At 53.8% G+C, this 15,265-nt stretch carries 13 protein-coding genes; 9 read left to right on the top strand and 4 right to left on the bottom strand.

The window, feature by feature from the left end:
* The first annotated feature begins 9 nt into the window (after positions 1–9).
* From FH603_RS20790 to FH603_RS20780, 3 genes are all read left to right on the top strand, one after another.
* Positions 10–870 carry an SDR family NAD(P)-dependent oxidoreductase gene (locus FH603_RS20790; RefSeq protein ID WP_186739627.1) on the top strand — a complete coding sequence of 287 codons (861 nt, stop codon included), beginning with the start codon at positions 10–12 and terminating at the stop codon, positions 868–870.
* A gap of 145 nt (positions 871–1,015) precedes the next feature.
* Entirely contained in the window at positions 1,016–3,031 is a 2,016-nt protein-coding gene (glgB, locus tag FH603_RS20785) for a 1,4-alpha-glucan branching protein GlgB (protein WP_186739626.1), read from the top strand.
* Positions 3,032–3,163: 132 nt separating this feature from the next.
* Entirely contained in the window at positions 3,164–3,937 is a 774-nt protein-coding gene (locus FH603_RS20780) for a hypothetical protein (RefSeq protein ID WP_186739625.1), read from the top strand.
* Between the two features lie 73 nt (positions 3,938–4,010).
* On the opposite strand, the gene FH603_RS20775 is transcribed toward FH603_RS20780, so the two are convergent.
* Positions 4,011–4,973: an alpha-E domain-containing protein gene (locus FH603_RS20775; RefSeq protein WP_186739624.1), complete on the bottom strand. Its 963-nt coding sequence runs from the start codon at positions 4,971–4,973 to the stop codon at positions 4,011–4,013.
* 143 nt (positions 4,974–5,116) lie between these two features.
* On the opposite strand from FH603_RS20775, the gene FH603_RS20770 reads away from it, so the two are divergent.
* A complete protein-coding gene (locus FH603_RS20770) occupies positions 5,117–5,893 on the top strand; it encodes an NIPSNAP family protein (RefSeq protein ID WP_186739623.1) in 777 nt (258 codons plus the stop codon).
* A gap of 97 nt (positions 5,894–5,990) precedes the next feature.
* On the opposite strand, the gene FH603_RS20765 is transcribed toward FH603_RS20770, so the two are convergent.
* Complete coding sequence (locus tag FH603_RS20765) at positions 5,991–6,644, bottom strand: DUF3267 domain-containing protein (RefSeq protein WP_186739622.1); 654 nt, start codon at positions 6,642–6,644, stop codon at positions 5,991–5,993.
* Positions 6,645–6,711: 67 nt separating this feature from the next.
* On the opposite strand from FH603_RS20765, the gene FH603_RS20760 reads away from it, so the two are divergent.
* Complete coding sequence (locus tag FH603_RS20760; protein ID WP_186739621.1) at positions 6,712–8,106, top strand: Gfo/Idh/MocA family oxidoreductase; 1,395 nt, start codon at positions 6,712–6,714, stop codon at positions 8,104–8,106.
* Between the two features lie 63 nt (positions 8,107–8,169).
* On the opposite strand, the gene FH603_RS20755 is transcribed toward FH603_RS20760, so the two are convergent.
* The gene (locus FH603_RS20755; protein ID WP_186739620.1) at positions 8,170–10,020 is read right to left on the bottom strand and encodes an ABC transporter ATP-binding protein; all 1,851 of its coding nucleotides are present in this window, start codon (positions 10,018–10,020) and stop codon (positions 8,170–8,172) included.
* A 127-nt stretch (positions 10,021–10,147) separates the two neighbouring features.
* Here FH603_RS20755 and FH603_RS20750 point away from each other — a divergent pair, with 127 nt between their 5' ends.
* From FH603_RS20750 to FH603_RS20735, 4 genes are all read left to right on the top strand, one after another.
* Entirely contained in the window at positions 10,148–10,654 is a 507-nt protein-coding gene (locus FH603_RS20750; RefSeq protein WP_317171271.1) for a thioredoxin family protein, read from the top strand.
* A gap of 115 nt (positions 10,655–10,769) precedes the next feature.
* Positions 10,770–11,264, top strand: a complete 495-nt coding sequence (locus tag FH603_RS20745) for a low affinity iron permease family protein (protein WP_186739618.1) — start codon at positions 10,770–10,772, stop codon at positions 11,262–11,264.
* A 78-nt stretch (positions 11,265–11,342) separates the two neighbouring features.
* Positions 11,343–13,364, top strand: coding sequence for an excinuclease ABC subunit UvrB (gene uvrB / locus FH603_RS20740; RefSeq protein ID WP_186739617.1), 2,022 nt, complete (start codon positions 11,343–11,345; stop codon positions 13,362–13,364).
* A gap of 224 nt (positions 13,365–13,588) precedes the next feature.
* The gene (locus FH603_RS20735) at positions 13,589–14,113 is read left to right on the top strand and encodes a DUF2911 domain-containing protein (RefSeq protein WP_186739616.1); all 525 of its coding nucleotides are present in this window, start codon (positions 13,589–13,591) and stop codon (positions 14,111–14,113) included.
* Positions 14,114–14,120: 7 nt separating this feature from the next.
* On the opposite strand, the gene FH603_RS20730 is transcribed toward FH603_RS20735, so the two are convergent.
* Entirely contained in the window at positions 14,121–15,068 is a 948-nt protein-coding gene (locus FH603_RS20730) for an alpha/beta hydrolase (RefSeq protein ID WP_186739615.1), read from the bottom strand.
* Between the last annotated feature and the right edge of the window lie 197 nt (positions 15,069–15,265).

Genomic DNA, 15,265 nt, shown 5'->3' with positions numbered 1-15,265 from the left:
TTTTCCGGTATGAATCTTTTCCAGAACACCACCGTCATCATTACCGGGGCTGGCTCCGGCATTGGTCGCCAGCTCACGTCTCAGGCAGCGGCCGAGGGCGCGCACGTCATTGCAACGGATGTGAACGAAACCGGGCTGGCAGAGACAAAACAGCTGGCTTCGGGAAACGTTACGACTGCCCGCCTGGATGTGGCCGATGCCGAAGCCATCCGGAGTTTTGCCGACAAAACCATTCCGACATTAGCCAATACCCGGCTCGTGCTCATCAATAATGCGGGCGTGGCGTTAGGGAGCGGCCCCTTTTCGGAAACAAGTCTGGACGATTTTGACTGGTTGCTCAACATTAACCTCTGGGGGGTAATCCGAATGACGAAGGCTTTTCTACCGTACATGCTGGACCGGGATCGGGACGGTGGTCCGGGCAGTCATATCGTCAACCTATCCAGCGTTTTTGGGCTGGCGGGCGTTATGCACCAGTCAGCGTATTGTACCGCCAAATTCGGGGTTCGGGGATTCAGTGATGTCTTGCGCATGGAATTGATGGATACCAGGATTCGGGTAACGTGTGTACATCCGGGGGGTATCAAAACCAATATTGCGGCCAATGCCCGCCTTGGCAGCAGTGGTTTCGTGAGCCGATCCATGCACCGCCAGGGAGCAGCCAGCTTCGCCAGGGTAGCCAGAACGACACCCGAGGAAGCAGCCCGGCAAATTATAGCGGGCATCCGTCAGCAGAAAGCCCGGGTGCTGATTGGGACCGATGCGTATCAAATCGAGTGGCTAACGCGCTTATTCCCTACGCGTTACGTCCAGCTCATGCGCCAGCAAATCGAGAAAACATTTGGGACGACAGGTCAGGCCATACGGTAAAGCAGGCGATAAAGAACCGCCGGCAATGGCTGTCCTGTATCAACACATTTCACCCGCTTGCGGACTGGAATGCAAGGGCCTACCGGTTTTTTTTTAACTTTCCAGCATTGATCGGGTTCAACCCTGTAACCGATTCACTTAACCAATGGCAAAACGCAAAACCACGCCGTTACCGGCCGAAATTGAACCAGTAGTTCAACCATCTGTTACCGGGCAGCCCCGAACCACTCCCGAAGTCGATCCGGCGACGCAGCAGGCAAATCCGATATATTCCCGTTTTTCCGACTTCGACGTTCATCTGTTCCGGGCTGGAAAACATCAGAAGCTATACGAAAAATTTGGCTCTCATGTCGTTGAACATAACGGCGTCATTGGCACTTACTTCGCCGTCTGGGCCCCTTCTGCCCGTTATGTTGCGGTCATCGGCAACTTCAACGGCTGGGATAAAGGCAGTGCGCCTATGAGCGTGCGCTGGGATTCATCGGGTATCTGGGAAACCTTCATTCCTCATATTGGCCGGGGCGAAACGTATAAATATTTTATTGTTCACGAAGGGGGCCGTGAGGTTGAAAAAGGAGACCCATATGCTCACTCCTGGGAAGTTCCACCTAAAACCGCGTCGCTCATCTGGGATACCTACCACGAATGGCAGGACCAGGACTGGATGGCCAACCGGAAAGCCAAAAACGCCCTGAACGCCCCGTTCTCGGCCTACGAGATGCACCTCTCGTCGTGGCGACGTGATCCAGGCAATCCGGAGCGCGAACTCAGCTACGGCGAAATTGCCGATGCGCTCGTACCGTATATTCAGGATATGGGCTTCACCCACGTCGAGTTCATGCCGGTTATGCAATACCCGTATGCGCCGTCATGGGGCTACCAGATCACGGGCTACTACGCGCCCAGCAGCCGGTTTGGCACTCCGCAGGAGTTTATGCAACTCATTGAACGCCTGCATCAGGCGGGGGTTGGCGTTATCCTGGACTGGGTTCCCTCCCACTTCCCGGGCGACGCCCACGGCCTGTATGAGTTTGACGGTTCGCATCTCTACGAACACCCGGACCCGCGCCGGGGCTACCACCCCGACTGGAAAAGTTATATTTTCAACTACGGCCGCCCCGAAGTACGCTCCTTCCTGATTTCGAACGCCATGTTCTGGCTCGATCGTTGTCACGTAGATGGCTTGCGGGTAGATGCCGTAGCATCCATGCTCTATCTGGACTACTCGCGTAACGCCGGCGAGTGGGAACCGAATGCCCTGGGTGGTCGCGAAAACCTCGAAGCCGTATCGCTGTTCAAAGAAATCAACGAAGCCATTTACGCTCAATTCCCCGATACTCAGGTTATTGCTGAAGAGTCGACTTCGTTTCCGGGTGTGTCGAGACCCGTTTATGTAGGGGGGCTTGGTTTTGGTATGAAGTGGATGATGGGCTGGATGAACGATACGCTGCGGTACTTCGAGCGTGACCCGGCTTTCCGCAAATTTCACCAGGACAACCTGACCTTCAGTACGGTTTACGCGTATACGGAGAACTTCATGCTGCCGCTGTCGCACGATGAAGTGGTCTATGGTAAGAAATCGCTGGTCGAGAAAATGCCGGGCGATGAATGGCAGCGGTTTGCCAACCTGCGCCTGCTGTTCAGTTATATGTTCACCCATTCCGGTACGAAACTGCTGTTCATGGGCGGGGAGTTTGGCCAGACCTCGGAATGGAAATTTGATGACAGTCTGGACTGGCATCTACTGCAACACGCTCCTCATAAAGGCACGGCTGCCTGCGTAAAATCCCTCAACCACTTGTACAGAACCGAACCGGCTATGTATGAGCGAACCTTTACGGCCGACGGTTTTGAGTGGATTGACACGGCCGACCGCGAGAACAGTATCGTTAGTTATGCCCGCAAAGGAAACGACCCAAACGATACATTGCTCATTGTACTGAATATGACCCCTATTCCCCGCAGTAACTACCGCATTGGTGTTCCGTCAGCAGGGAGCTATTGTGAAATTTTCAACAGCGACGCCACCGAGTTCTACGGAAGTGGCGTAATGAATGGCACCCCTATCGAGAGCGAACAAACTGCCTGGCAGGGCCGCCCTCAGTCGATTCAGTTAAACATCCCACCCCTGGGCGCTGTGGTGCTTAAAGTGGGCGCTTAAACGAAAAAAGAGCTGATTGGCGAAAGGGAGGACGGAGAAAAGCGGTATAATGTATACCCCTTCCCTGGTCCTCCCTTTCTCCGTCCTCCCTTTCCCGCTATCTTTGCCCGCCAAAACAGGCTGCTCCATTGCATGAAGAAACTACTTATCGCGTTACTGACTTTCTCTTCCGTTTATAGTTTTGCCCAATCGCCGGTATCGAACCGGCTCAGTAGCGGTTACGAGGTGGGGATGGCTTATTCGAAAAATAATTACAATCCATCCCTGGGGTACTATCAGTTGATCAATATTGGTGAACACAAGCTGGTTTCGCTGGGGTGGACAGCCAAACTTGGTGCTTTTTATGGCGACAACATCAATTACTACACCGCACCCGCCCGCCTGACGCGTGGCAAAACTGGCTTCGGAGCCTTATCAGGGCCGCTGATCGACAATAACATCGACACCGTCCGGTTCGATTATGTGACCATGACCTCGCTGAATATTGGCGTTCGGGCTCAGGTAAATCTGGGGCGGGTAGAGTTGGGAGCAAGTGCCGATCTGCTGGGGCTAACACTCGGCCGCCGGCGTACCGCCCGCTACAGATCATCGACGGGAGCCTTTGACACAGATACGGTACAGAATGCTACTGTGCAGACGACGCCTTTCACAGGAGCCAACATATCCCAGCGGGCTCGTCCAAGCCACCTGAACCTGCGGCTGCTAGGCGACAACGACATGGGTACACTCACGACCGAAGTATACGCCCGTGTTCACGTTAGCCAGCGCCTGGCGGTTAAAGTCGGCTACCAATGGCTGACCACCGAGGTGACGGTTCAGAACCGGGATGTTATTGCCGACAACAACCGCTTTCGGAATCGGGCAGGCATGGCGTATGTAGCCCTGACGTTCCCGATTTTCTACTAGGTAAAAAAAGGATAAAGGGTGAACGAGCGGCTGGATTGTGCTGCTCGTTCACCCTTTATCCTTTTTTGCTGGTTTAGGCGTCTACCGGTTTCAGATCGAAGTAAGTTTCAAAGATAGCCGCCCCCGCTTCGTTGGTACGGGTCTGGAACGTATCGAGGTACTGGTGTAGCCCGGCTTTGAAAATATCCCTCGTTTCGGTAAACTCGATATCGGTACGGAGCTTACTGAGTGTCCGCTCGGCCGTATTGCCGAAACCGCTGGTGATGTTATTACCCGAAATCTCGTAAAGCGACAGTTCGGCCTGCCGGATACAGTGAGCGGCCGCCCGGGGAAACATCTTGTCCAGAATCAGAAACTCGACAATGCTCGACGGTGTCAGCGATCGGTATTGCTGCCGGTGCATATTATAAGCACTGACTGACTTGAGCACCGCCGACCAGATCATCAGATCGAGCGTCGATCCAACAGCGTCGGCTTCGGGCAGGAGGGTAAAATACTTCACATCCAGAAAGCGCGATGTTTTATCGGCCCGCTCCAGAAAACGACCTAAGCGCCCAAAGTGCCAGGCCTCGTTGCGGGTGATGGTAGCGTCGATGATGCCGTAAAAAAGCTGTGTACCGTTTCTGATTTCGGTGAAGAAGCTCTGCGTCTGACTTTGGCCCCACTGTTGTTTAGGGGCCGTATCACGCACCATGAGGTAAAACTGGTTGAGGTGTTCCCACATCTCTTTAGAAATAGCCTCACGAATGGTGCGGGCGTTCTCGCGGGCATAACTCAAACAGGCGACAATCGAATTGGGATTGCGCTTGTCGAAGGTCATAAACTGAATGACATTCTCGCGGGTAGGCTCATCGTAATACTTGGCAAACAATTTATCGTCGGCGGTGGCAATCAGCAGCGGTTGCCACTGTTGATCGACATTGGGCGGCAGGTCGAGGGCAAGATTAAAATTGACGCTCATAAACCGGGCATAGTTTTCGGCCCGCTCAATGTAGCGATGCATCCAGTAAACAGAGTTGGCAACGCGGCTTAGCATGAGGTAATTATAAATGGTTACAGGATGGGGTATTGACAAAAATAGGCGTTGGCCCGTGTTTTACAAGTAATATGAGAGCAGTTGCCCCTTTTTCATTCGCATACCGTCTCTATTGTTCTTATTTTCGCTTTTCATTTCAAATTATGCACAAATTAATTCTATCGCTGGCCGTTGGCGTATTTCTGGCAACCACCATCTTCACCGGGGGCGTTTCGGCTAAGTCCGCTCCGGTCAAACCCACGAACAAGCTATACGAGATTCGGATCTATTACCCTACACCGGGCAAATACGCCGAAATCGTTGACCGGTTCCGGCAGTATACGACCAAGATCTTCGCCAAGCACGGTATGGAAAATATCGGCTACTGGACTCCTACCGATACCAGCCGGAAAGAGTTGGTCTATATTCTGGCCTATCCCAGCCGCGAAGCACGCGAAGCATCCTGGCAAGCCTTCGGCAGCGACCCGGAATGGAAAGCTGTCGTTGCCAAAACAGAAGCCAATGGCAAACTTGTCGATCATGTCGATCAGATTTTCATGATGGAGTCCGAACTGTCGCCGGCGGTGAAAACCGTAGCCAAACAACCCGAGCGCACCTTCGAGCTACGCACCTACACGCCCGCGCGCGGCAAGCTGACCAATCTCCTCGCTCGTTTCCATGACCATACGCTGAAGCTGTTTTCCAACCACGGTATGACTAACATTGGCTACTGGCTCACGACGGAGGCCGATGGGAAACAGCCCAAACTGATCTACATACTGGCCCATCCATCAGAGGCAGAAGGGAAACAGCATTTCGATGACTTCCGCAAAGATCCTGAATGGGTCAAGGTAAAAGCCGAATCTGAAAAGAACGGACCCCTGACCGACAAAGTTGAATCCGTTTACATGAAGCCAACGGATTATTCACCGATTCGATAATTCTTTTTTCAGACAGGATAAAGGGGATGGACAGGATTTGTTTTATACATCCTGTCCATCCCCTTTATCCTGTCTGAAAAGTATTCTGTTCAACTCATCACCCTCGTTCCTCGAAGAAGTACGTCATTCGCTCGCCTTCTACGTCATCATACGTGTAAACCCTGCGATGGCGGGTCTTGATGTAATAATTGATCAGCACAAAGTCGCCTATGCAGCCGCTCGTATGCATAAGCAGCAACATAGCCCAGAACACACCATACGTTGGCCATACGATCCAGGCCGTGATCAGCCCGGCCGTAATAAGCACAAAAGGCAGCACCGCCACGAACGCCACCTCACGCATAGTGGTCGGAAACTTCTGGCAGTAGGCATACACCATCATACTCCTGAGTGAGTAGCCATACCCAACGTTCGGTGCCCCAATGCGTTTGAAAGCCAGCCCATGAATAAATTCGTGGATCGGCAGGAGCAGAAACAGCGCCAGCACCCCGGCTCCCACCTGCCACAAAAACGAGTCAACACCTGCGTTACCCTTTAACAGTTTTCCCCCGGCATACCCAAACGCTCCCCCGGCCAGTGTCAGACCGACCAGAAAAATCCAGCTTCCGGTGCGCTGTTTTTGAGGCTCCGGGTTCGGTTTCTTTACCATCCCCAGTTCCCGCATCAAAAACTGACTCATCTCGTCGATTTTGAACGATTCGAGCAGTATGTACTGGCCTGACGTATGCAATTGCTCAACTGTTGGACGCATGAAGTCATTCGATTGGTTTTTTTACAACAAAGTAAAAATCAGTCAGTTTTCCTGCAAATACAACGTTATGAAACCGATCAATTCGCTTGTCAACCAGTTTTTCAGTCAGGTTGGTGAACCTGCCCTGTCTCGTCATCAATTCTTAAAAGCGGCCGGGCGTAGTGTGGCCCTTGGCGTGGTAGGTAGCACCATCGCTTCGTGCGATAAGAAGCCCGCTACCACCACCGCGACACCACCGGTAGCCAGCACACCCAGCGGCCCGGTGCCTAAATTACCCGCCACATCTCCACCAGCCGATATCCCGGCCGATCAGCAGAAACCCGTGGAGCTGGAGCAGATCAAAGCCAACACCGAGCAGCAGGAATCGTCCACGCCTACGCCCCTGCCACCCGATCAACGCGTTGGCTACGCTGTTGTAGGTCTGGGCCACCTGACCCTCAACCAGATTCTGCCTGCCTTTGGAACCTGCCAGAAGTCCAGAGTTGTGGCATTAGTGAGCGGCAGTCCCGAAAAAATGCAGAAGGTAGCGACCCAGTACGGCATCAAACCCGAAAGCTGCTATAGCTATGCCGATTACGACAAACTGCGTGATAACAAAGAAGTACAGGTGATCTATATCGTGTTGCCCAACGGCATGCACGCGGAGTATACCATCCGGGGGGCGCAGGCAGGCAAGCACATTTTATGCGAGAAACCTATGGCCAACACGGCCTCGGAATGCCAGTCGATGATCGACGCCTGTACGAAAGCGGGCCGTAAACTGATGATCGCCTACCGGATTCAGTACGAACCACACAACCGGATGGTGCGCGAGATGGTACAGAAAGAGCAGTTCGGCAAGGTGAAATCGATCATAGCCAACAACGGACAAAACTCCGACAACCCGAAGCACTGGCGGTTCAACAAGGCGCTGGCCGGGGGCGGGTCACTGCCCGACGTAGGCCTGTATTGTCTGAATACTATCCGGTATGTGCTAGGCGAGGAACCCACCGAAGTGTCGGCCTATGTGCATAGTACGCCCAACGACCCGCGCTTCAAGGAAGTAGAAGAGCAGGTAAACTGGCTGATGAAATTCCCGAGTGGGGTTCAGGCCAGTTGCGCTACCAGCTACGGTCACCACGATGACAAGAACTACAAGGTGCTGGCCGACACGGGCTGGATCAAAATGGACCCGGCTTTCCCCTACAAAGGGCTGAAACTGGAAACCAGTCAGGCGCAGGGTGAAGCGAATCAGGTAATCCAGCATAACCTGGGCGACAAAGACCATTTTGCCACTGAGATGGACCATTTTTCTACCTGTGTGCTGGAGAACAAAACGCCGTTCACGCCCGGGGAAGAAGGCCTTCAGGACCAGAAAATCATGGAAGCTATCTACCAGTCGGCTCGCGAAGGGCGACCCGTTAAGCTCCCTGCGGTAGACAAAAAAGATGCGTTTCGCGGACCCGAGCCGGAGAAAGCGTAAATCTGTTTGTGCACAGAAAAGCCAGCTACAGTTGACTATAACTGGCTTTTCTATGCACAAACATTATTGATACCCCCGCGCCTGCAAGCCGAACAACTCGGCGTAGCGGCCGTCTTTTTCGAGTAGCTCGTAATGACTCCCGATTTCGAGCAGGGTGCCGTTTTCCAGCACCAGAATCCGGTCGGCCATCCGTACAGTGCTGAACCGGTGGGAGATGATAACAGACGATTTCCCGTCGGTCAACTGACCAAACCGCTGGAACACTTCGTACTCGGCCCGCGCGTCGAGGGCGGCCGTCGGTTCGTCGAGAATGATCAACTGGGCATCACGCATGTAGGCCCGGCCCAGCGCTACTTTCTGCCACTCGCCACCCGATAGCTCAACCCCTTTCCCAAACGACCGGCCCAACTGCTGATCGTAGCCACCGGAAAGTTTGGCAATGACCGTGTCGGCCAGACTCCGCTGCGCTGAGGTTTCGATACGGGGCTGGTTGGTACGCTGGTCGATGTCTCCCACGGCAATGTTGATACCAGCCGACATTTTGAACCGGGTGTAGTCCTGAAAGATGACCCCGATATTTCGTCGGAGTTCTTCGAGATCATACTCGCGCAGGTCGTGTCCGTCGAGCAAAATACGGCCTTCGATGGGGTCGTAGAGTCGGGCCAGCAGTTTGACCAGCGTGGTCTTACCCGCACCGTTCTCCCCCACCAGGGCCAGCTTCTCGCCTGCCTGAAGTGTAAACGACAGATTACGCAAGGCCCAGCGTTCGGAATTGGTGTATTTGAAACCGACATTGTCAAAGACAAACCCTTCACGAATGGGTTTAGGAAATGGCCGTATCGTTTTGGGCGAATGAATGAGCGGCTCAATGGCGAAGTAATCGAACAGATCCTGCAGGTAGATAGCTTCCTGCGTCAGGCTGCTGAACTGAAGCAGAATCCCTTCCAGGGAACCCCGCACCTGCCGGAACGACCCGGCCAGAAACGTCAGATCGCCAAGCGAAATCTGCCCGCTGACAGCGCGGGCCACAATCCAGACATAGGCACCGTAGTAGCCAGCCGTTCCGAGGGCTGTAAGTACCACGCCCCAGCCTGCCCGGCTGATAGCCAACGCCTTATTTTTCTGAAAAAACTCATCCGACAATGTACGGAACCGGTCGATCAGGAAACCCGATAGTCCGAAAATCTTGACCTCCTTGGCCGTTTCATCACTAGCGCCCACAAACCGCAAATAGTCAAGCTCGCGCCGTTCGGGCGTCCACGAACGGGTGAGTGAGTAGCTGCGCTGGTTGAAGTAGTTGTCGCCGATGAACGAGGGCGTAACCGCCACCAGGATCAGGAGCAACAGCCACGGATTGTATACGGCCAGACCAGCCGCCAGAAAGCCAACCGAGATCAATTCCTGTACCTGCCCGAACACCCCGGAAAGCAGCGCCGTCCGGCCGTTGGTCTGCCGTCGGGCCCGTTCCAGTTTATCGTAGAAGGTAGCGTCCTCGAACTGCTCCAGATCGAGCGTGGCAGCATGCTCCATGAGCCGGACAGAAGTCCGGTTGGCGAACAGATCGCCCAGCAGCCCATCCATGAGTGCCACTGCCCGACCTAATGCCGTCGACAGAATGGCCAGTCCAAATTCAGCCCCAACAAGGGTCCAGAGGTAGGTCGTATCATCAGGCCCGCCCGGTGCCGATAGCCGTACGACCTCATCGATCAGCAACTTGCCAATGTAAAGCGTAGCCGCCGGAATGGCGGCCCGGATAAGCCGCAGGAATGCGTTGCCAATAAATAATGCCGGTGATACCTCCCACACCAGTTTAAAAAAAGCAGGCAGGTTTCCGAGGGCAGCAAATCGTTCGCGCCAGCTTAGTTCGTCCTTAGTATCAGCGGGATTCGTGCTTGTTTGTGTCTTCTTTGCCATGTATAAAAAAGACAAGCTGGCCAGGGTATTAGTTCACCCGAATACCACGGAACGGAGCCCGGAAAACCGTTCGTCTGGCTACCTTTGTTTCTGCTTGTCTACGTTCATTCCCCATTGCCCACAACCTGTGAAAACCGCATTACTCCTGTTGGCATTTTGCTTCCTCACTACGCGTCAACTCCATGCCCAGCCACCGGCAGGCGTTACCTTCTTTGCGGGCTCGTGGCAGGCGGCCCTGGCCGAAGCCAGACTTCAGAATAAGCCGATCTTCCTCGATGTCTATACAACCTGGTGCCCGCCCTGTCGCCGGATGGCCCGGGAAGCGTTTCCAAATGCCAAAGTGGCTGAGAAATACAATGCGCGCTTTGTCAATTACCAGATAAACGCCGAGTTTGGCGAGGGCGCAGACCTGGCCCGTACCTATGCCGTAGGGAGTTACCCTACCCTGCTCTTTATTGCCCCCAATGGCGAACTGGTCCAGCGTTCTGTTGGCTACACCGGCATCAATGGCATGCTGACCCTGGCCGATATGGCCCTGGCCATACCGAAACTACGCCGGTACCTTGCCAAAGGCGCAAGGGCGGCAAAAATTTCTGCCGACAGCCTGCGCCGTGAAACCGGACAGATGCCCTAGACAGGAAAAATGGTGCCTCAAAGCCCCCGGAGCAGACATTAATGTGATTTAATTTCTGGAAGTAGCGTTGGCAGCGTTTACACGGTATCTATACGTTTAGAAACCATTCCTGTTCATGAAAACAAATTCATTCACGCAACGCTTCGAGTCGTTTGCCTCTACGGCAACCCGGGCTACCGGTTCATCGACGGCCTTTTTGCTGGCGTTGACAACCATTATCGTCTGGGTCTTTACCGGTCCGCTTTTCGGCTATTCCGATACCTGGCAACTGGTCATCAACACCAGCACGACGATCATTACCTTTCTGATGGTATTTCTGATTCAGAAATCGCAGAACAAAGACTCACTGGCCATGCAGATCAAGCTGAACGAATTGATCGCGGTCAATCGGAAAGCCTCCAACCGACTGCTCAATGTGGAAGACCTGAGCGAGGTAGAACTTATGGCCCTACACCAGTTTTTTGGCAAGTTGGTCGAGAAAGCCAAAGCGCAGGACAGCCTGTATGAAACGCACTCCGTGGAAGAAGCGGAGGAGATCCACCAGGAGAAACTGGACGAGCAAGAACACCGCCGGAAAGACAAACAAAGCATGAAGCGGACGATAAAATAACGGAAAAGCCAGCCTTGCAATCCGTTCCGATTTTTCGTAAATTAGCCTGATTACAGCGGGCCGCACAGGCCAATACGAATGAATTTCAAACTAACGTCAGAATTCCAGCCTACCGGCGATCAGCCTGCCGCTATCGAGAAGATGGTGAAAGGCGTTCGGGAAGGCGAACCCGCCCAGGTGTTGCTGGGTGTAACGGGGTCGGGCAAAACGTTTTCGGTGGCCAATGTCATCGCTCAAACCAACCGGCCCACCCTCGTACTGAGCCATAACAAGACATTGGCTGCTCAGCTTTACGGCGAATTCAAGCAGTTTTTCCCTGAAAACGCCGTCGAGTACTTCATTTCCTACTACGACTACTACCAGCCCGAAGCCTACATCGCTACAACGGGTACGTACATCGAGAAAGACCTCGCCATCAATGAGGAAATTGACAAGCTGCGGCTGGCAGCCACGTCAGCCCTGATGAGCGGTCGGCGCGACGTAATCGTGGTCGCGTCGGTGTCATGTATCTATGGCATGGGCAACCCCGAAGAATTCAAACGTAACGTGGTGCGGATCGGGGTGGGCGAGCAGATGAGCCGCAACCACTTCCTGCACCAGCTGGTCAGTATTCTCTACAGCCGTACCGAAGGCGAGTTTGCCCGGGGCAATTTCCGGGTTAAAGGCGACACGGTCGATCTGTATGTGGCCTACGCCGACTTTGCTTACCGCGTTATTTTCTTTGGCGACGAAATAGAGACCATACAGCGGATCGATCCCGGCACCGGCAAGAAACTGTCCAGCGAGACACTGGTGACTATATTTCCGGCTAATCTTTTTGTAACAGGCCGCGACACGCTCAACGGGGCCATCAACCAGATTCAGGATGATATGGTCACGCAGGTCCGCTACTTCGAGTCGGAGTTTCGCGAACAGGAGGCTACCCGCATTCGGGAACGAACCGAATTCGACCTCGAAATGATGCGCGAACTGGGTTACTGCTCGGGTATCGAGAACTATTCCCGCTATTTTGACAAACGCATGCCCGGCCAGCGGCCTTTCTGCCTGCTCGATTATTTTCCGGATGATTACCTGATGGTCATCGACGAAAGCCACGCGACCATCCCGCAGATACGGGCCATGTGGGGCGGTGACCGATCCCGCAAGACGGCCCTCGTAGACTATGGTTTCCGGCTTCCCTCGGCCATGGACAACCGCCCGCTGACCTTCCAGGAGTTCGAAGAGCTATGTGGTCAGTCAATTTATGTGTCGGCTACCCCATCCGATTACGAATTGCGCCGGAGTGAGGGCGTCGTTGTGGAGCAGCTTATCCGGCCAACCGGCTTGCTCGATCCCGAAATAGAAGTACGCCCCAGCCTGAACCAGATCGATGATCTGCTCGAATCCATCGACAGCCGTATCAAAGTCGGTGAACGGGTGTTGGTCACGACGCTGACCAAACGCATGGCCGAAGAGCTGACCAAGTATCTGGAGCGGGTAGGCATCAAAACGCGCTATATCCACTCGGAAGTAAAAACGCTCGACCGGGTCGAAATCCTGCGCGATCTGCGGCTGGGCGTATTCGATGTACTGGTGGGTGTCAACCTGCTGCGCGAAGGACTCGACTTACCGGAAGTGTCGCTGGTGGCTATCATGGACGCCGATAAAGAAGGCTTCCTGCGGGATATCCGGTCGCTGATTCAGACCATTGGCCGTGCAGCCCGGAATGTAAACGGCAAGGTTATCATGTATGCCGATACCATGACGGGCTCTATGCAGAAGGCCATCGATGAAACGAACCGACGCCGGGCCATCCAGCTGGAATATAACACCGATAATGGTATTACGCCTAAAACGATCTTCAAGTCGCGCGAGGCCATCATGGGTCAAACCAAAGTTGCCGACTCGAAGGTGAAACAGTTTTACGTCGAACCTGACGAGATTCGGATTGCGGCCGACCCGATTGTCAAATACATGGGCAAGAACGATCTGGAAAAAGTCATCTACGATACGCAGGTCAAAATGGAGCGTGCTGCCCGGGATCTCGACTTCCTGGAAGCGGCCCGTCTGCGCGATGAACTGTTTCAGCTGCGCGACAAGCTGAAGAAGGAAACGGCTTGATAGCCTGCCTGTCGCTTCGCCGGGCATAAGTTGCCAGCTCATGCACGGGCAGGAAGCGACTTCAGACAGATTTTTATAGGCTCATAGTGAGGTGATGCGGTATGACCGTGTCACCTCATTTCTTTTATTCCTGTCAGTTTCCAGAACAGGCAGCAACGTTTGGCGAGCCGATTTCCTAATTCTGCCTAACTTGCCCGGTATCAGTCCCAAACCACCAGGAAATTATGAAACGTATCTTTATCATCCTCGGCGTCATTGCCGCTGTCGTACTCGTCGGCATCTTTGTACTGCGAACGGTCACCAAGTCGGGAAGCCCCGAAGCCGTAGCGGAGACCACGCAGAATGGCCTCACCGTAAAAGTCAACTATTGCCAGCCCTACAAGAAAGGGCGCGTAATCTTTGGCGAACTGGTTCCTTACCAGAAAGTCTGGCGTACGGGTGCCAACGAAGCAACAATCATTGAGTTCAAACAGCCAGTAACCATTGCGGGCAAGCAATTGAAATCGGGCAAATACTCATTATGGTCTGTTCCATTCCCGAATGGCTGGCAAATGATTTTCAATCGGGAGACCGGCCAGTGGGGTACTAATTACGATTCCACAAAAGATGAATTGCGCGTCATGGTCAACACCCGTCCGCACAGCCCGATGGCCGAGCAATTCACAATCAGTTTTGCCCCAGCCACGGGCGGAACCGACATGGTATTGGCCTGGGACACCACCGAAGCCGTCGTTCCGATCAGGCAGTAGGTCCCGCTTACCGGCGGAAATTTTCGGCTATGAATTTCAGCGCATCAGGTAGCCCCGTCCGCCAGTAGGCCCAGGTATGGGCACCATCCCGAACGCGGTATTCGTGCGGAATCCTACGATCGAGCAGCGCTATATGTAAGAGCGAGTTGCCTGCCGACAAAGCGTCATCGTCGCCACAGTCGATATACCAGCGTACTTTCTTCAGGTCACCTTCGGGCGCTGACCGGGCCAGGGTAATTGGGTTATTGCGTTTCCAGGTGAGGGTTAGCCGGTCGTTACCCGTGGCGGGGCCGCTAAATACCGGGCTAAAAACAGCATTGTACCGCTCTTCAGGTATAGCAACAAACATCTCGTCGGTGCGGGCAGCCGCACTCAACGCGGCACAGGAACCAAAGAGGTCGGGCCGGTGCATAGCCAGGGCCAGTGAGCCAAAACCGCCCATCGACAGGCCCGATATAGCCCGGTACTCCCGTTGCGGACGGGTACGGAACGAAGAATCGATATAGGGGATCAGTTCCTGAACAAACATGTCCTCATAACGAACCTTGTTCTGGTAATCATTGACGTAAAAGCTGGCACCCCCGTTTGGCATCACAATAATCATGGGTGGCAGGTGGCCCGTTTTCACGTTGTCATCTACGATACGGTCGACTTCGCCGAACTGCACCCAGCTGGTTTCATTATCGCCGTAACCGTGCAGTAAATACACAACCGGATAGCGACGATTAGATACATAATAATCAGGCGGCAGATAGATCGAGTAGTTGATTGCCTGGTTCATCAGCGAACTATTGAACCGCAGACTCTCCAGCAGCCGTGCCTGCGGAGCCGAAACAACCGGCACCGGGCTGTTGCTCTGCGGAGCTGTCAGCTGCGCCCGACGGCGTGACTGGGCCGGGACGGTTATCGCTGAGAGTGTGATCAACGCACATAAAAGTACAGTACGAGTAGACATGGGTACGATGAGTGGGTTAAGCCAAATAAATGTAGACCAAATTTAACCGGTAACATGGGTCCACTAGTCATTAACGTACACACCGGGTGCAAACGCCTGTAGTCTATTTCATTTCTGCCGTTTTTCGCCCTCACGACCGGTCACGCATACTGGATAACAAATCGCGTTAACCTGACAACAGCAGGGCTTTACAATAC

Origin of the sequence: Spirosoma utsteinense, assembly GCF_014282275.1 — a bacterium.
GTDB lineage: Bacteria > Bacteroidota > Bacteroidia > Cytophagales > Spirosomataceae > Spirosoma > Spirosoma utsteinense.
The sequence above is the reverse complement of the archived record's forward strand: the minus strand, read 5'-3'. Positions and strand labels throughout refer to the sequence as shown.